Source organism: Acetobacter thailandicus (genome assembly GCF_011516655.1).
Taxonomy (GTDB): Bacteria; Pseudomonadota; Alphaproteobacteria; order Acetobacterales; family Acetobacteraceae; genus Acetobacter; species Acetobacter thailandicus.
In genome coordinates, this window is the sequence record NZ_WOSV01000003.1 from 312810 (window position 1) to 329665 (window position 16856).

The following is a 16856-nucleotide window of genomic DNA, read 5'->3' on the forward strand; positions in this document are numbered from 1 at the left end:
TTTTATGATTTCTGTTTTTCGAAAAGAAAGCGAATCTGCACATGACAAAACCCCTCAACCAGCAGCTTGAAGCACTACCCACAACGATTTTCACAGTGATGTCTGCGCTTGCACGTGAGCACAATGCCATCAACTTAGGTCAGGGTTTTCCTGACACTGAAGGCCCGCAGGACATTGTGCAGACAGCTGTGAACGCTCTGCTCGACGGTCAAAACCAGTACGCACCACTGACCGGCCTGCCGGAACTGCGCCAGGCCGTTGCCGAATCGAACAGGCGTTTTCAGGGACTTAACATTAACCCTGACACAGAAGTAGTGGTGACATCAGGAGCAACCGAGGCACTTGCTGCCTCCCTTATGGCCCTGATTGAGCCAGGCGATGAGGTCGTTCTGATAGAACCCCTCTATGACACCTATCTGCCTGTCGTGCTTCAGCTTGGCGGGGTTCCACGCCTGGTTCGACTCGAACATCCGGACTGGACCCTTCCTCGTCAGGCTCTGGCCGATGCTTTCTCTGCCCGAACCAAAGCCATCCTGCTCAACACGCCTATGAATCCCACCGGCAAAGTCTTCACTCACGATGAGCTGTCTTTCATTGCCGGCCTGCTCAGAGAGCACGATGCTTATGCGTTATGTGACGAGGTGTATGAACACCTGACTTTTGGCGCAAAGCATATCTCGCTTATGACGTTACCCGGCATGCGCGAGCGGTGCATTCGCATTGGCAGTGCAGGCAAAAGTTTTTCAATGACCGGCTGGAAAGTCGGATATGTCACAGCTCCGGCTCCGATAGCATCCGTCATTGCCAAAGCGCATCAGAATCTTGTCTTTGCAACGGCTCCCAACCTTCAGCGGGCTGTCGCTGCCGGGCTGCGCAAAGACACAGATTATTTTACACAAATAGCTGCGGACTTTGCGGGCAAACGCGACCTCCTTTCGGACGGGCTGCGCAAACTCGGCCTTGATGTGCTCCCCTGCCACGGCAGCTATTTTGTCATCGCTGATATTTCACCTCTGGCTCGTGGTGAAGATGACATGACATTTGCAAAAACTCTGACCATTGAAGCCGGGGTTGCAACCATACCAGCCTCAGCTTTTTACAGTCAGCTTAACGGCACACCGCCTGCGCACCTTCTCCGCTTTGCATTTTGCAAGCAGGAGCAGGTTTTGCGTGATGCACTGAGCCGTATAGAAACCTGGCAGAAACAGCGTTGAAAAATTTTCTTCAGGATTATGTCAGTTATGGATTGACGGACGCCCGTACCTTCTCTAAATGACGGCATCAAGCTGTGTGGCGGATGTAGCTCAGCTGGTAGAGCGCCGGTTTGTGGTACCGGTTGTCGCGGGTTCGAGCCCCGTCATTCGCCCCAGCTTGATATTTCCCTTGAAAATCAATGCGTTGCCAGAGCCAGGCGTAATAGAGCTTTAGCCGTGCGTCATACCCAGGCAGTGTGCCAGGGGTGAGCATGACGCTGGCATAGCGAAAGCTACCCGTAACGAAAAACGCCGGGACATTTTGTTAGGCGCGAAGCAACCTTATAGTCAGAAGTGACCATTGAGCCACTGCATTTCAAAAGGAAGTTACGGGTCTGAATACGTAACACCCCAGGTGCAATAACATACCTGCACTGTCATTTCTGCCATAATTTTCCCCTTTATCCTGTGTCATGTAACCCTGACAAACGTGAACCATCACAGAAAGGGACTATCATGAACGCCAGCATCATGATTAGTGCGATTGCTCCGGTTATTTTTATTATCGCACTTGGTTACTGTGCCGGCAGGAACAAAGATTTTGACGCACACCAGACAAAAGGCTTCAGTCGCCTTGCCCTGCGTTATGCGTTACCTGTGGCTTTGTTTCTTGGCATGGCACAATTTAACAAGTCTCTGTTACTTCAGCAGGGCCCCGTTATCGTCATTATGGTTCTGGGTTACTCCCTGTTTTTTTTAGCAAGCTACCTGATTTTACGAATGAAAAAGTTTGGCAAAACTGAAGCCATTCTGCTCGGTTATACAGTCAGTTCAACAGCTGCTCCCATTTATGGCCTGACCGTACTTGTACCAATTTATGGCCTGCAAACAGGAAGTGGTGTTGTCGGGCTGGCCGCACTTGTTACAAACCTTGTGCAGGTCTCAGTCGCTGTCTTTATGCTTCAGTCAGCCAGCATGGCAGAAGGCCAGGCTGCCTCCATCAGCACCATATTAAAAGACACTCTTAAAAACCCGCTGGTATGGGCACCTGTACTCGGTGCGGTCATCTCCGTTTCAGGCATAACATTACCCGATATCACGATATCAACACTTAAGCCTCTTGCCGTTTGTGCCGCTGCGGTTGCCATCTTTGCCTGCGGCCTCACCCTGTCCTCTTTCCCTGTTAACCTGACATCAAAAATAGTTATTTTCGGCTCTGCAACCTGCATTATCTTTCAGCCGTTGCTCTTCTTCGTGTTTATTAAAGCATGGGGACTTAAAAGTACTATGGCAAAGGCAACCTTTGTGGCCAGCGCCATGCCAACTTCAACACCGTCTGTCTTATTTGCTCAGCAATATGGCAAATGCCAGGCTGAAACATCGAGTATCATGCTGGTGACAACAGTGGGGATGATTGTGGCCATTCCTGCAGCTGTACTGTTAAGCGCCTGGCTGTAACAGCCCGCCGGCCCTGCACAACCTTATTCCGGTTCCTGGCAAACAAAGGAATTAAAATAGATTACACAATTTCTGCGTTAGTGTTGCTATACCCGTCTGCTTCACCGCTTTCTGTGCAACAACACACCGTGAAAGGTATTTTTTATGAAACAGCCCGACACCTACACCCCCCCGGACGTCTGGAAATGGAATAAAAATACCGGGGGGAAATATGCAGCCATCAACCGACCAGTTGCCGGTGCAACCCACGATAAAGCACTCCCCGTTGGCAAGCACCCGCTCCAGCTCTACTCGCTTGGTACACCTAATGGCGTTAAGGTCACCATTCTGCTTGAGGAGCTGCTGGCAGCCGGGCACACAGGCGCTGAATACGATGCCTGGCTGATTAACATCGGCCAGGGTGACCAGTTCAGCTCCGGATTTGTTGCAGCTAACCCCAATTCAAAAATTCCGGCCCTGGTTGATCACAGCGGAGCCGAACCTCAGCGGGTTTTTGAATCAGGTTCTATCCTTTTATATCTTGCTGAGAAATTTGGTGCCTTTTTACCTGCGTCCCCCTCACAGCGCACAGAATGCCTGAACTGGCTGTTCTGGCAAATGGGAAGCGCGCCTTTTGTTGGTGGTGGCTTCGGGCATTTTTACGCGTATGCACCAGTCAAAATTGAATATGCAATTGACCGCTTCGCTATGGAAACCAAGCGACTGCTTGATGTGCTTAACCGTCAGCTTGCCGACCACCCCTTTGTTGCAGGACATGAGTATAGCATTGCCGATATGGCCATTTTTCCGTGGTATGGCGGGCTGGTCGAAGGCTGGCTTTATAATGCCGCCCATTTTCTGAGCGTTGATGACTACCACCACGTAAAGCGCTGGGCTGATCAGTTACTTCAGCGCCCGGCGGTGCAGCGTGGCCGCATGGTCAACCGCACTTTTGGCGACCCTGCCACACAGCTTCATGAACGGCATGATGCCTCAGATTTTGAGACGAAAACCGCTGATAAGCTCACATCAGGCAGCTAAGTGCTGCCAGGCGCAGACACTATAACCAAACCTGCACTTAACCATAGAAATGAAATAAAGTACCGTCTGTGTCCTTTTTTTATCCTGCGCCATGGGATAGATCGTAGCGACGTTCTTTCTTTCAATCAGGAGTATCCATGATCCTGACTATCCTCCTGTTTGCACTAACAGGCCTTTTCCTTACAGCCGGAGGCGCTTACCTGGCAGTACTGGGCGGTTCAGCCTTTTATCTGTTCAGCGGCGTTATCCTGCTTGTTTCCACCGTAATGCTTTTCAGGCGCAAAAGCGCGGTATTATGGCTTTACGCTGCTCTTGTGTTTGCCACACTCGGCTGGGCTGTAAACGAAGCTGGCTTTGACTTCTGGACACTGGCTCCCCGTCTGGATATCATTCCGCCTCTGGGGCTGCTGCTGCTGCTCCCCTTCGTCTCACGCAAGCTGACAGCCAGCAAAGTCGCACTTTTACCGCTCGCACTAAGCATTCTCTGCACCCTGGGCGTTGCCGGCTATGCCATAACGCAGGACCCGCAGGATATTGCCGGCTCACTCCCCTCCGTGGCACAGCAGGGTGAACCTGTTACCCCGGGAGACACTGCCGAAGCTGCCGCAGGTGACTGGCCCGCTTATGGCCGCACGCAGTTTGGTGACCGCTTCTCACCCCTGACACAGATCACACCTGCAAATGTTAAAAATCTGAAGGTGGCATGGACCTTCCGCACCCATGATCTGAAAACAGCGAACGACCCGGGTGAAATTACAGACGAAGTTACCCCGATCAAAATCCGGGACACACTTTATCTGTGCACACCGCACCAGATTTTGTTTGCCCTTGACCCCGCTACCGGCAAGCAGAAATGGAAATTTGACCCTAAAATCAAATATAACCCTTCCTTCCAGCACATGACCTGTCGTGGCGTTTCTTACGCTGAAACACCGGCAGTCACTCCTGTTGCAGCTGAAGCCGACAACACGGCAGCAGCAACTGATGCACCCGCTGCTCCTGCCGCTCCGGCTGATGACTGCACGGCACGTATCTTCCTGCCAACAAATGACGGCCGCCTGATCGCTCTGAACGCTGACACAGGTGAACTCTGCCACGGCTTTGCTAACAATGGCGCACTCGACCTGAGTGACGGCATGCCAATGAAGAGAGATGGTTTTTATGAACCGACATCTCCGCCGGTTGTTACCAAAAAAGCAGTTATCATCTCCGGCGCTGTCACCGATAACTATTCAACACATGAACCATCTGGCGTAACCCGTGCATTTGATGTGCGTACAGGTAAACTGCTGTGGGCGTTCGATGCAGGTAACCCTGACCCGAACGAGCTGCCATCAGCCACTCATCAGTATGTTGCCAACTCACCTAACTCATGGATCACGGCTTCCTACGATGCAGGCCTGAACCAGATCTACATCCCAACAGGCGTTGCAACACCTGACATCTGGGGCGGCAACCGTACCCCTCAGCAGGAAAAATATGCCTCTGGCATTCTGGCTCTTGATGCTGACACAGGCAAACAGGTCTGGTTCTATCAGACAGTTCACCACGATTTGTGGGATATGGACATTCCTTCTCAGCCCAGCCTGGTCGATATTCGTCAGAAAGACGGTACTGTTATCCCGGCACTCTATGCACCGGCAAAAACAGGCAACATCTTTGTGCTTGACCGCCGCAATGGTAACCTGATCGTACCGGCACCTGAAACACCAGTGCCACAGGGTGCTGCACCGGGTGATCATGTTACACCAACACAGCCTTACTCTCAGCTGACCTTCCGTCCGAAAGAGCGCCTGAAGGATTCTGACATGTGGGGCGGCACGATGTTCGACCAGATGGTCTGCCGCATCATGTTCAAACGCCTGCGCTATGATGGTCCGTTTACTCCACCATCACTGCAGGGGTCGCTGATCTTCCCTGGTAACCTTGGCATGTTCGAATGGGGTGGCCTGGCTGTTGACCCGGTCAGACAGGTAGCTTTTGCTAACCCGATTGCTATTCCGTTCGTTTCAACTCTTATCCCGCGTGGTCCGGGCAACCCTGCACACCCTGACCCGAAAGCCGGTCCTTCCGGCTCAGAAAGCGGTGTTCAGCCACAGTACGGCACACCTTATGGTGTTGACCTGCATGCCTTCCTGTCACCGCTGGGTATTCCCTGCAAACAGCCAGGCTGGGGTTATGTTGCTGGTATTGATCTGAAAACAAACAAGATCATCTGGATGCACCGTAACGGCACCACCTATGACAGCTCACCTCTGCCGCTGCCTTTCAAAGTGGGGATCCCTTCACTTGGCGGACCGCTGATTACAGCCGGTGGCGTTGCTTTCCTGACTTCAACTGCTGATTATTATATCCGCGCTTATGATGTCACCACAGGTAAGCAGCTCTGGCAGGACCGTCTGCCAGCGGGTGGTCAGTCTACACCCATGACATATGAAACAAACGGACGTCAGTTTGTTGTTTCTGCCGATGGTGGTCATGGTTCTTTCGGCACCAGACTGGGCGATTATATCACCGCCTATGCTCTGCCAGAAAAAACACAGCACTAAGCCCGCACTTAACAGAGCTGGTAAAAAAGAAGGGGGAGCAGATATTCTGCTCCCCCTTTTTCTGTGTCAGGCTTCTAATATTTCAGCCAGCTGCACCATGTCATCGGGAGCCGGAGCCTCAAAAAGCAAAGCCTCGCCTGTACGCGGGTGTGTAAACCCAAGGCGGGTCGCATGTAATGCCTGCCGCGGGAAGTCGAGTGCAGCAGCCCGTGCCGTAGCAGAAAATCCCTTCGCGACAGCGGGAATGCGCCGCAGATAAACCGGGTCACCTATCAGCGGGTATCCATGTGCTGAAAAATGCACTCTGATCTGGTGCGTACGCCCGGTTGCGAGTTTACACGTTACCAGTGACGCACTCCCCTGAAAGTTTTTAAGCGTTTTATAGTGCGTTAAAGCCCACTTCCCACTGCGTGGTGTAATGGTCATACGTTTACGATCACGCTTGTCACGCCCGATATTGCCTTCAAAATCTCCCTCTGCCGGAGCAGGACAGCCCCAGCACAAGGCAAGATAAGCCCGGTCAATCCGCCGGGCTGCGAAATCCTCTGACAAAGCCAGATGCGCTTTCTCTGTTTTGGCCACAACCATCAGGCCCGATGTATCTTTATCAAGACGATGAACTATGCCTGGCCGTTTCTGCCCGCCAATTCCCTGCAGGCTGTCTCCGCAATGGGCAACAAGGCCATTCACCAGAGTACCTGTCTCATTGCCCGGGGCAGGATGTACAACCAGCCCCGCAGGCTTATTAAGCACAAGCAGGTCGCTGTCTTCATAATAAATATCAAATGCCATCGCCTCGCCCTCCGGCACAGCCGGCACAGCCGATGGCACACTCAGAGAATAACTCTGACCTGCTTTCACCGTCTCGGCAGGTTCGGTTACACTCTGCCCGTCACGCGTAAGGTGCCCTGCCTCGATCAAAGTTTTCACACGTGAACGCGACAAGCCGCCCGAATGTAGTGCAATAAACCGGTCAACCCGCTCACCCGCCTGTTCAGACTTCACAACAAAAATGAGTGTCTCTCCTGCGGCAAAATCAGCCTCAGGGTTTTCATCAGTTGAATCAGAGTATGTCACGCGATTTTCCTGCCTTATACACGAAGAGGGGAACGTCAGATGAGAGAGTTTTTTATGCAAACCATTTCTCTTACAACAGGCTGGTGCTACACAGAAAAACTGTCTTTCTTCATATCCCGCCCTTTCCTGCGGGTCTATAAGCAGGAGTAACCCGACGATCTCCCGGCCTCCTCCCCTCCGCAGCTATGACGTACACTCTGTGCATGAAGCTTACCGCAAAACTCTGCGCAAACGCGGCATTACCCTGCTGATCCTGACGGGAGCTATTATACTCTCCTGCCTTACTGACTTTGCCATCGGTCCCTCCGGGCTTTCTCCATCCGCTTTGTTACACACCCTGCTGCACCCTGACACAGTACCAGCCACGCAACGGCTTATCGTCTGGCAGATCCGCCTGCCTTACACTCTGATGGCCCTGTGTGTGGGGGCGGCACTCGGACTGGCAGGGGCCGAAATGCAGACTATCCTGGCTAATCCGCTTGCCAGCCCTTTTACGCTTGGCGTTTCAGCGGCGGCGGCCTTTGGCGCTTCCCTTATTCTGGTCACAGGTCTGCATACAGCTCTGGTTTCTCAAAGTACGCTCATTACAGCCAGCGCGTTCATCTGTGCCCTGCTTTCCGTACTGTTATTAGATAAAATCAGCCAGAGCAGAGTCGCCAGTACCAACGTCGTCGTGCTGACAGGTATCGCCCTGGTTTTTACCTTTCAGGCTCTCGTATCTCTTATGCAGTTTATCGCCAATGAAGATGCCTTACAGGATCTTGTATTCTGGACTCTGGGCAGTCTGACCCGCGCATCATGGGCAAAAGTCGGAGTAATTGCTGGTGTCGGAGGGGTCGTCAGCCTGTTTTCATTCAGGGCCGCGTGGCAACTCACCACATTACGTATGGGAGAAGAAAGAGCAGCAAGCCTTGGGATAGATGTCGCGCGCATTCGCCGGGCCTCACTCATACGTATCAGCCTGCTTTCAGCTCTGGCCGTCTCGTTTGTCGGGGTTATCGGTTTTGTCGGGCTGGTTGCACCACATATTGCGCGCCGGCTTCTCGGCGAAGATCACCGCTTTTACCTGCCAGGCAGCATGGCAACGGGAGCGCTTATCCTCTCTCTTTCCGCCCTGATTGCACGCGTACTGGTGCCCGGCCTTATTGTGCCGACAGGTATCGTAACATCTCTCGCAGGCATCCCATTTTTCCTGATTATCGTGCTTCGCCGTGAGGAGCTGAACTAATGCCACCAGTCGGCCCCCTGACGGTTAAAAACCTGAATGCAGGCTTCGGCCGACGTCGCATTTTGCACGACCTCTCTCCCAAACCATTTGTATCAGGGCAGATTTGTGCTCTCACAGGGCCTAATGGCAGCGGAAAATCAACTTTTCTGCGTGCTCTCTCCGGCCTGATACCATCACAGGCGACACTCACCCTCGGAGATGAAAACCTCGCGCACCTGCCTCTGGCACAAAGGGCACAACGCTGTTTATATCTGCCTCAGACATTACCAGCCGCTGTGCAGCTGCCTGTTATTGAAGCCCTGATGGCTGCGCAACGCGCCTGCGGCCCCAGGCGGCATGAAGAAATCACAATATCAGAGACCGAACATGCTCTGGCATGGCTGGACAGGCTCTCCGTCAGCCACCTGGCCCTGAAAAATATGAGCACACTCTCAGGCGGACAAAGGCAGCTGATCGGGCTTGCTCAGGCCCTCAGCCGAAGACCTGTGTCTCTCCTGCTTGATGAACCCCTCAGTGCCCTCGACCTGCACCATCAGTTTGCCGTTATGCGACTTTTACAGCAGGAAACCAGAGAACGCCCGCTCATCACCCTGATTGTACTGCACGACCTGAATATCGCCCTGAACATGGCAGATCGTGTTCTCCTGCTGCATGAAGGTCGCATAAAAGCAGATGGCCTTCCAGCTGAGGTGCTGACCCCGGAGGTGTTGCGTGATGTCTACCGCGTTCATGCACATGTCGAACGTGGCCAGAGTGGACGACCATTTATTCAGATCAGCGGTATTGCAGAAAAAACCTGAAGCTACGTGCCGCAGAATGTGTTCTGCACCTGCTCATGCGCCTCTGCCGGGCGGGCATAACGCTCTTTGCCGGGCTGCTCTTCAAAAGGACGCGACGTCACAGCCAGCAGTTCTTCAAAGGCTGTCATGTCATTATGCGAAACGGCCTGTGTGATCATCTCTTCAACAAGATGATTGCGCGGAATGTACAGCGGGTTAACACGCTGCATCGCCTGTGCACGCTGTGTCGTGCCAGGCAAAGGTTCTGCGGCCAGTCTGGCCTGCCACTGTGCTGCCCAGGGGTGCAATGCCTCAGGCAGATATGCTGTCGGGGTGCTCAGTGCTGCTTCAGTACTCAGGCTTCTGAACGTTGCCGTATAATCCAGACGCTGGGCCTGCATCACCTCAAACAGGCTGCGTACCAGACCTGCATCTCCCTCCTGAGCTGTCTGCAGCCCCAGTTTCTGACGTAAGCCTGCCAGATAAATTTGCTGAAACTGCCCCTCAAACACGGCCAGCTCTGCACGGGCAAGCTCAAGAGCCGTGTTCCGATCTTCAGATATGACAGGCAGAAGGGCTTCAGCCAGGCGGGTCAGGTTCCACAACCCTATCTCTGGCTGTCTGCCATAAGCATAACGGCCTCTTTTATCGATAAAACTGAAAACCGTATCCGGGTCATAATGCTCCATAAAAGCACAGGGGCCATAATCAATTGTCTCACCTGATATGGCCATATTATCCGTGTTCATCACACCATGCACAAAGCCATATAACATCCACTGAGCAAGCAGCTGACACTGACTGGCTATAACCTCACGCAACAACGCACAGGCAGCCCCGCCCTCGTGAGAAGCCTCAGGGTAATGATGCGTTAGAGCATAATCAGTCAGCAGGCGCAGTCCTTCAAAATCTTCCTGTGCGGCAAAAAACTGAAACGTCCCCACACGTATGAAACCCGAGGCCACACGTGTCAGCACGGCACCAGGCAGGGGTGTTTCACGATATACCGGCTGGCCGGTTGTCACCGCTGCCAGCGCGCGTGTTGTTGGCACACCCAGGGCCGCCATGGCCTCACTGACAATGTACTCACGCAGCACCGGGCCGAGCGCAGCACGGCCATCACCACTACGTGAAAACCTTGTGCGCCCCGCACCCTTGAGCTGAATTTCTTTCACATGCCCGTTCTGGTCTGTCACACTACCCAGCAACATAGCGCGGCCATCACCCAGCTTAGGTACAAACTGCCCGAACTGGTGCCCCGCATAGACCTGCGCGACAGGTATGACCCCTTCAGGCATTGCATTGCCTGAGAGCATAGCCACACCCTCTCTGCTGCGCAGCCAGTGACAGTCCAGCCCCAGCTCACCGGCAAGAGCGGTATTAAGCTGCACGATCTGCGGCGCGACAACCGGAGACAAAGGCGGATGCACGTAAAACCGTTCAGGAAGTGTTGTATAAGTCTGTGCTGGCAGAACTGGTATCATTCTCATGCTCTTAAATTCGGAGATAAAATTATATCTTCACTCACTAACCAACGCCTGTATTACATGGCTGGCAGAAAATAATCCTGATAAAAATTTTCACTTCCCGCTGACGGCAGGCAATATCGTGACCAGGCACTCTGGCTCTGTCAAAGCAATATATGATAGATCATATCAGAAAGAAATTATGACCTGCTGAAGCTGAAATTTCAGCCATTATGAACGCGGAGACGTCAGACCCGATGAGCCAGCCTATAAAAACCGCTTTCACTATCACACCAAAAGCTGACCGTATTTCAGCCGCTGAACGTGAAGAGCTCCTTAAAGCCCCAGGGTTTGGCCGTGTCTTTTCTGAACATATGGCCGTTGTGACCTACACTGAGGGTAAGGGATGGCACACACCTGAAATTCTGCCTCGCCAGCCTTTACAGCTCGACCCTGCTGCCTCTGTGCTGCACTACGCGCAGGAAATTTTTGAAGGCATGAAAGCCTATCGCAGCCCCACTGGTGAGCCATTACTGTTCAGACCAGATGCAAATGCCCGCCGTTTTCGCCGGTCAGCCGAACGTATGGCTATGGCTCAGGTGCCTGAAGAGCTGTTTCTTGATGCAGTGAAACAGCTGGTGAAAATTGATGCTGACTGGATTCCCGCTCCTGAGGTCGGCACGCTGTATATTCGTCCGTTCATGATCGCAACAGAGGTTGCTCTGGGTGTTAAGCCTTCGGCAGAATATAAATTCATCGTCATTGCCTGCGCTGCCGGTGATTATTTCTCTAAAGACGCCGGCCCGGTTACCGTATGGGTTGAAGAAAATACCGTGCGGGCCTCACGCGGTGGCACCGGTGAAGCCAAATGTGGCGGCAACTATGCAGCCAGCCTGACAGCCCAGCAGGAAGCGAAAGAGAATGGCTGCCATCAGGTTCTCTTCCTTGACGCCAGTGAGCGTAAATGGATTGAGGAAATGGGCGGCATGAACATCGTTGCTGCTCTTGATGATGGATCACTCCTTACGCCTCCTCTTAAAGGAACCATCCTGCACGGTATCACACGGGACTCCCTGCTCACTCTGGCACGCAGCCAGGGGCTGACAGTGCGTGAAGAGCCTTATGCCATCGACCAGCTTTATGCTGATATTGCCTCCGGCCGTCTGCGTGAGCTGTTTGCCTGTGGCACTGCCGCTGTTGTCACCCCAATTGGCACACTGAAAACCTCAAAAGGTGAGCATGTCATCAGTAAAGAAACAGGTGCAGTAACGGCCTCTCTGCGTCAGGCTCTGTGTGATATGCAGTTTGGCCGCACTCATGACACCCAGGGCTGGGTTCATACCGTCGGCTAAAGCAGAAGATCCCGCTTACGCATCTCAGTCCGGCCCCCGTCAGAGGCCGGATCATGCTCTCTTTACTGGCATGCGGCATATTATCAGTGCTTTGATGCATAGGAATAAAAAGCCACAGACAGTAAAGAGGAGCATTATGTCAAAATTCGCCTTTGCAGTTTTTACCACGGCTTGCCTGGCGATCACGCCGGCTCTTGCTCAGAAACCGCATACCACATCCTCAGCGCATGCTGACGTGCTGGTCAAAAGCAGCACCTCCTGGAACGGTAAACCCTATACAACTTACCCTGCCGGGCAACCTCAGCTGACAATGCTCAGAATGTCCATTCCCGCCAATACTGCTCTGCCATGGCACACGCATCCTTTTCCTAATTCGGTATATGTTTTACAGGGGCAGCTGACGATTGAGGACAAAGCCAGCGGTAAAAAACAGGTTTTTCATGCTGGTGAAGGCTTTACGGAATCAGTTGATGATGTTCACCGCGGGGTCAGTGGTTCAACACCAACTGTTCTTATTATCACCTACTCAGGCACACCAGGTGCGGCAACATTCAAAGCAGAACCCGGGCAGAAACCTGAATATTAAAAACCCTATAACGAGAAGATCATCACCTGATGATCTTCTCCAAAAAACTAAGATAACAAAGGTGCGAAGACACCGCACAACGATCAAATTTATGATGATGAACGCCTTAGGATAACCTGTCTTTTTCTATAATAATGTCGTTATGGTGCCTTATCAGCTGTTTGTAACGGTGCAATGCGCATCAGAAGATAAGGGCGCTCCTGCTTATCTTTTCCGGCATTAAAAACCGGCAGACGTGACCACTGCCCTACCGTCAGCAAAAGACTGTCACCATCAAGCGCTATGCTGTCAGGGGCAATAAGGCGCGGGTCCTGGGCAACAATGCTCAGCTCACCATCGGGAGCACGACGCACCACAGCATGACGCTCAATATCTGTCAGATATAAACTGCCATCAGGCGCTGTCGCCATACCATCCATTATGCCGACCTCACCTTCATCTGTGACGGCTGACTTCAGGACTTCCTCAGAAAGGTGAAAGTCTGCCAGCTCTGCTGTCGGGGCACTATAAAGCCGTCGCGATGATAAAGGAGACCAGTAAAGCCTTGAAGAATCAGCATTCAGAGCAAGGCCATCAACACCACCCTGCCCCATAACCGGATGATTGGGGTCATAACGCCTCAGCTCATGATCAACCTGCATCACCAGCCCTGGTACAGGACGCACTGACACTGACCCTTCAAGAATACGGCGCATTTTACCACTGGCAAGGTCAACGGCGATCAGAGCAGGATGGGTCTTCTCTGATGTATCGGACACAAATGCCGTACCTGCCTTACCGTGTGTCAGATCAACACGCACATCATTCACATGACTGTCAGACGAAACAGCGGGCTTTGTAAAAGGGTATGATCTGACGATCTTACCTGCAACAGGATCTATATGCAGCAACGCAGGCTGCGGTTTAACTTTATGGCCGGCTCTGACACCTTCATCCACCACCCAGAGCTGCCCCTTTGCATCAACCGTCATACCCAGCGGGGATATCATGTCATGCTGTGCCAGCGCACCAGGGAAAGGCGTGAGTTTGCCCGGGCTCCACACTGCCAGGACGGGACCAGGGTGCCACTGCGCACTCTCAGGAAATGACAGTATAATACGCCCGTCTGGCAGGCGCGCTATGCCCGATGGCTGCGCTTTTTCAAAGCGATCAGCAACCGTAACATTCTCTGTCGGTGCAGAAGCATGATCGACGCTATCCGCTGCAGCGGCTGCACCGGTATATGCCAGTGCGACAATCAGCGCACTGCCACAGCAGGAGAGAAAAGCTTTCTTTCGCATTTTTAAAAAAGGCGTTTTCATTTATCTTATCTCCTGCACGGTCATGTCGTTTCTCTGCCCGCTATAGCCATAAACGGGCTGAGGCAAACGTATCAGGCTGTAATGCGCTCTATACCTCCCATATAGGGACGCAGAACCTCAGGCACCACAACCGAGCCATCTTCCTGCTGATAATTTTCCATCACTGCAATCAGAGTACGACCAACAGCAAGGCCGGATCCGTTCAGTGTATGCACAAAAACCGGCGAACCTCCGCCCTGCGGACGGAAACGGGCATTCATACGCCGGGCCTGGAAATCACGCGTGTTTGAACATGAAGAAATCTCGCGCCAGGCGTCCTGCCCTGGCAACCAGGCTTCCAGATCGAAGGTTTTTACCGCACCAAAACCTGTATCGCCCGCGCAAAGCAGCACGCGCCGATAAGGTATTTTCAGCTTTTCAAGCACTGTTTCGGCGCAGCGTGTCATCCGTTCATGTTCAGCGCTGCTCTCTTCAGGCGTGGTGACAGACACCATTTCAACTTTTTCAAACTGATGCTGGCGCAGCATACCACGCACATCACGCCCGGCAGAGCCTGCCTCACTACGAAAACACTGCGTCAGCGCTGTCATACGCAGCGGAAGGCTGCCCGCTGCCAGAATGTCACCACTGACTGACGCTGTCAGCGGCACCTCAGCTGTTGGCACCAGCCAGCGACCATCTTCTGTACGAAACGACTGATCAGCAAATTTAGGCAGCTTATCTGTGCCATACATCGCGGCATCATTAACCAGCACAGGCACCAGTGTTTCGGTATAATCATGCTCCTGCACGTGCAGATCGAGCATAAACTGCCCCAGTGCCCGTGACAGACGAGCCAGAGCCCCTTTCAGCACGACAAAACGGGCACCTGACAGCTTAGCTGCTGTGCCAAAATCCATCTGTCCCAGTGCTTCACCCAGTTCAAAGTGCTGACGCGGAGCGAAAGAAAATGCCGGTCGTGTACCCCACTCATGCTGCACGACATTAGCGCTTTCATCCGGTCCTTCAGGTACATCAGCATCAAGGCGGTTTGGCAGAGAAGCCAGCACACCTGAGCTCTCACCATCAAGAAAAGCAATTTTCTCTTCAAAAGCTTCCATCTCAGCACGCAGACCAACGGCCTCAGCCTCCAGCGCCGAGGTATCTTCACCTCTGCCTTTCAGCGGGCCAATTTCACGCGCCAGCGCTTTACGGCGGGCCTGCTTTTCCTGCAGGGCAGTTTGTGCCTGTCGGCGTTCTTCGTCCCATACCAGCAGTTTATCAGCGACAGGCGCCAGGCCACGGCGGGCAAGGTCAGCATCAAATGCGGCGGGGTCTGCGCGAAGGGCGCGAATATCATGCATAAGGGCACCAAAATTTCTGTTTATTAAAACAACGATTACTCTGCTTCAGCCTCTTCTGTCTTAACCCGTTTAGGCTCAACAAGCCGGGCAGACACAATAGAGACTTCGTAAAGCAGGATGAGCGGAACAGCCAGCCCCGTCTGTGTAATGATATCGGGTGGCATGAAAATAGCACCGGCGACAAACGCACCCACGATCGCATAACGACGATAACGACGCAGCATATCAGATGTCACAATACCAACGCGCGCCAGCAGAGTCAGCACAACAGGCAGCTCGAACGAAACACCAAATGCCATAATCAGCTTCATGACCAGAGAAAGATATTCTGACACTTTAGCCTGAAGCTCAATCTGCACATTCCCGTCTCCTGCCGGAGACTGAAACGACAGAAAAAACCGCCAGGCGACAGGAAAAATAAAGTAGTAAGCCAGCCCTGCCCCGAGCAGAAACAGGACAGGTGTCGCAACGAGAAAGGGAGCAAACGCTCTTTTCTCTGACCTGTAGAGACCAGGTGCGATAAAGATCCAGGCCTGCATTGCTACAACAGGGAATGAGAGAAAAGCCGCGCCAAAAAAAGCAACCCGGATGTAGGTGAAAAAGGCTTCGTATAACGCCGTATAAATCAGATGGGGCTGCTCGCCTTTCTGGCGCATAATCTCCCCCAGAGGGCGCGCCAGAAACAGGTAAATATCACCTGCAAAATGATAGCATATACCAAAACATATGAGAAACGCCCCGATCGACCAGAGCAGGCGCTTACGTAACTCAATCAGATGATCAAGCAACGGCATAGGCTGATCGTTAATAGGGTTCTCACTCATAGGCTCGTGCTCAGTCATAACGATATATCCGGCGTGTCGTGGTGCCCTTCAGGTAATGCCTGGTTAACAACGCCGGGAGCAACCCGACGATGCCCATGCACCACCCTGACCGGCGGCAAAATAGCAGGAGGATGATACTGCGCCTGGTCACACAAAATACGTCTGACAACAGCAGGCGGCAGCTCGGCAGGAGCATCTGTTACACCGGCTTCAATCTCCGCATTCTGATATAACTGCTCATGACTGTCGGCCGCACCCGAGAAAACAGGCGCGCTGACATGTGGCACTTCAGCCTGAGATAAAGGCGGCAGAATACCCGGGCCCGGCAGTCTGTCCAGTGCTCTGGGGCCGGCAGGTGGTGCATTAAGTGCCGGAGGGGGCGCAAGCGTACGCGCCATACTGCCATCAGAATCAATGGCTTTCATAATACGGCCCCGTACATCCATACTACGCAGGTCACGTACATGATCGCGCACTTCTGACAGATCAGCCTCGCGCACCATTTCATCAACATGAGACTGAAATTCGCCTGCTACGCCACGAATTTTTTTCAGAACTTTTGCAAGACTTTTTGCTGCAACCGGCAGATCTTTGGGGCCAATAACGATTAAAGCCACCAGCCCAATCAGAAGAATTTCAGACCATGCAAAGTCAAACATCAGTCACATCCTGACGATAAC

At 52.8% G+C, this 16856-nt stretch carries 14 protein-coding genes and 1 tRNA gene; 9 read left to right on the plus strand and 6 right to left on the minus strand.

Features of this window, described 5'->3' with window-relative positions; translation table 11 throughout:
• The first annotated feature begins 41 nt into the window (after positions 1-41).
• The 5 genes from GOB58_RS06485 (at position 42) to GOB58_RS06505 (ending at position 6220) form a co-directional block, all read left to right on the plus strand.
• Positions 42-1214 carry an aminotransferase gene (locus GOB58_RS06485; RefSeq protein WP_086636117.1) on the plus strand — a complete coding sequence of 391 codons (1173 nt, stop codon included), beginning with the start codon at positions 42-44 and terminating at the stop codon, positions 1212-1214.
• A 79-nt stretch (positions 1215-1293) separates the two neighbouring features.
• Positions 1294-1369 (plus strand) — tRNA-His (locus tag GOB58_RS06490).
• A 340-nt stretch (positions 1370-1709) separates the two neighbouring features.
• The gene (locus GOB58_RS06495) at positions 1710-2651 is read left to right on the plus strand and encodes an AEC family transporter (RefSeq protein ID WP_086636118.1); all 942 of its coding nucleotides are present in this window, start codon (positions 1710-1712) and stop codon (positions 2649-2651) included.
• Positions 2652-2795: 144 nt separating this feature from the next.
• Positions 2796-3671, plus strand: a complete 876-nt coding sequence (yghU, locus tag GOB58_RS06500) for a glutathione-dependent disulfide-bond oxidoreductase (RefSeq protein ID WP_173559641.1) — start codon at positions 2796-2798, stop codon at positions 3669-3671.
• Between the two features lie 137 nt (positions 3672-3808).
• Positions 3809-6220, plus strand: coding sequence for a glucose/quinate/shikimate family membrane-bound PQQ-dependent dehydrogenase (locus GOB58_RS06505; protein ID WP_173559642.1), 2412 nt, complete (start codon positions 3809-3811; stop codon positions 6218-6220).
• A gap of 66 nt (positions 6221-6286) precedes the next feature.
• On the opposite strand, the gene GOB58_RS06510 is transcribed toward GOB58_RS06505, so the two are convergent.
• On the minus strand, positions 6287-7234 hold the full coding sequence (locus GOB58_RS06510) for an RluA family pseudouridine synthase (protein ID WP_407651735.1): 948 nt from the start codon (positions 7232-7234) through the stop codon (positions 6287-6289).
• Between the two features lie 262 nt (positions 7235-7496).
• Between GOB58_RS06510 and GOB58_RS06515 the strand changes: the two genes are divergently transcribed.
• Complete coding sequence (locus GOB58_RS06515) at positions 7497-8525, plus strand: FecCD family ABC transporter permease (RefSeq protein ID WP_173559644.1); 1029 nt, start codon at positions 7497-7499, stop codon at positions 8523-8525.
• Entirely contained in the window at positions 8525-9325 is an 801-nt protein-coding gene (locus GOB58_RS06520) for an ABC transporter ATP-binding protein (RefSeq protein ID WP_173559645.1), read from the plus strand. The genes GOB58_RS06515 and GOB58_RS06520 overlap by 1 nt, the downstream gene beginning before the upstream one ends.
• 2 nt (positions 9326-9327) lie before the next feature.
• Here the strand turns inward: GOB58_RS06520 and GOB58_RS06525 are convergent, their stop codons facing one another.
• Complete coding sequence (locus tag GOB58_RS06525) at positions 9328-10788, minus strand: protein adenylyltransferase SelO (protein WP_173559721.1); 1461 nt, start codon at positions 10786-10788, stop codon at positions 9328-9330.
• A gap of 239 nt (positions 10789-11027) precedes the next feature.
• Between GOB58_RS06525 and GOB58_RS06530 the strand changes: the two genes are divergently transcribed.
• Complete coding sequence (locus tag GOB58_RS06530) at positions 11028-12122, plus strand: branched-chain amino acid aminotransferase (RefSeq protein WP_173559646.1); 1095 nt, start codon at positions 11028-11030, stop codon at positions 12120-12122.
• Between the two features lie 136 nt (positions 12123-12258).
• A complete protein-coding gene (locus GOB58_RS06535) occupies positions 12259-12708 on the plus strand; it encodes a cupin domain-containing protein (protein ID WP_086553978.1) in 450 nt (149 codons plus the stop codon).
• Positions 12709-12848: 140 nt separating this feature from the next.
• Here GOB58_RS06535 and GOB58_RS06540 read toward each other — a convergent pair whose 3' ends face one another.
• The 4 genes from GOB58_RS06540 to tatB form a co-directional block, all read right to left on the minus strand.
• The gene (locus GOB58_RS06540; RefSeq protein ID WP_173559647.1) at positions 12849-14009 is read right to left on the minus strand and encodes an SMP-30/gluconolactonase/LRE family protein; all 1161 of its coding nucleotides are present in this window, start codon (positions 14007-14009) and stop codon (positions 12849-12851) included.
• Positions 14010-14080: 71 nt separating this feature from the next.
• The gene (serS, locus tag GOB58_RS06545; protein WP_086555492.1) at positions 14081-15352 is read right to left on the minus strand and encodes a serine--tRNA ligase; all 1272 of its coding nucleotides are present in this window, start codon (positions 15350-15352) and stop codon (positions 14081-14083) included.
• Positions 15353-15387: 35 nt separating this feature from the next.
• Positions 15388-16194, minus strand: coding sequence for a twin-arginine translocase subunit TatC (tatC, locus tag GOB58_RS06550; protein WP_086555491.1), 807 nt, complete (start codon positions 16192-16194; stop codon positions 15388-15390).
• Positions 16191-16835, minus strand: a complete 645-nt coding sequence (gene tatB / locus GOB58_RS06555; protein WP_086555490.1) for a Sec-independent protein translocase protein TatB — start codon at positions 16833-16835, stop codon at positions 16191-16193. Before tatB ends, tatC begins: the two co-directional genes overlap by 4 nt.
• Positions 16836-16856 lie beyond the last annotated feature (21 nt).

Excerpts from the sequence above, each read along its gene's own strand:
- GOB58_RS06520 (WP_173559645.1), top strand. The coding sequence starts at position 8,525 with ATGCCACCAGTCGGCCCCCTGACGGTTAAAAACCTGAATGCAGGCTTC.
- GOB58_RS06540 (WP_173559647.1), bottom strand. The coding sequence starts at position 14,009 with ATGAAAACGCCTTTTTTAAAAATGCGAAAGAAAGCTTTTCTCTCCTGC.
- GOB58_RS06485 (WP_086636117.1), top strand. The coding sequence starts at position 42 with ATGACAAAACCCCTCAACCAGCAGCTTGAAGCACTACCCACAACGATT.
- yghU (WP_173559641.1), top strand. The coding sequence starts at position 2,796 with ATGAAACAGCCCGACACCTACACCCCCCCGGACGTCTGGAAATGGAAT.
- tatB (WP_086555490.1), bottom strand. The coding sequence starts at position 16,835 with ATGTTTGACTTTGCATGGTCTGAAATTCTTCTGATTGGGCTGGTGGCT.
- GOB58_RS06495 (WP_086636118.1), top strand. The coding sequence starts at position 1,710 with ATGAACGCCAGCATCATGATTAGTGCGATTGCTCCGGTTATTTTTATT.
- GOB58_RS06525 (WP_173559721.1), bottom strand. The coding sequence starts at position 10,788 with ATGATACCAGTTCTGCCAGCACAGACTTATACAACACTTCCTGAACGG.
- GOB58_RS06535 (WP_086553978.1), top strand. The coding sequence starts at position 12,259 with ATGTCAAAATTCGCCTTTGCAGTTTTTACCACGGCTTGCCTGGCGATC.
- GOB58_RS06505 (WP_173559642.1), top strand. The coding sequence starts at position 3,809 with ATGATCCTGACTATCCTCCTGTTTGCACTAACAGGCCTTTTCCTTACA.
- tatC (WP_086555491.1), bottom strand. The coding sequence starts at position 16,194 with ATGACTGAGCACGAGCCTATGAGTGAGAACCCTATTAACGATCAGCCT.
- GOB58_RS06530 (WP_173559646.1), top strand. The coding sequence starts at position 11,028 with ATGAGCCAGCCTATAAAAACCGCTTTCACTATCACACCAAAAGCTGAC.
- serS (WP_086555492.1), bottom strand. The coding sequence starts at position 15,352 with ATGCATGATATTCGCGCCCTTCGCGCAGACCCCGCCGCATTTGATGCT.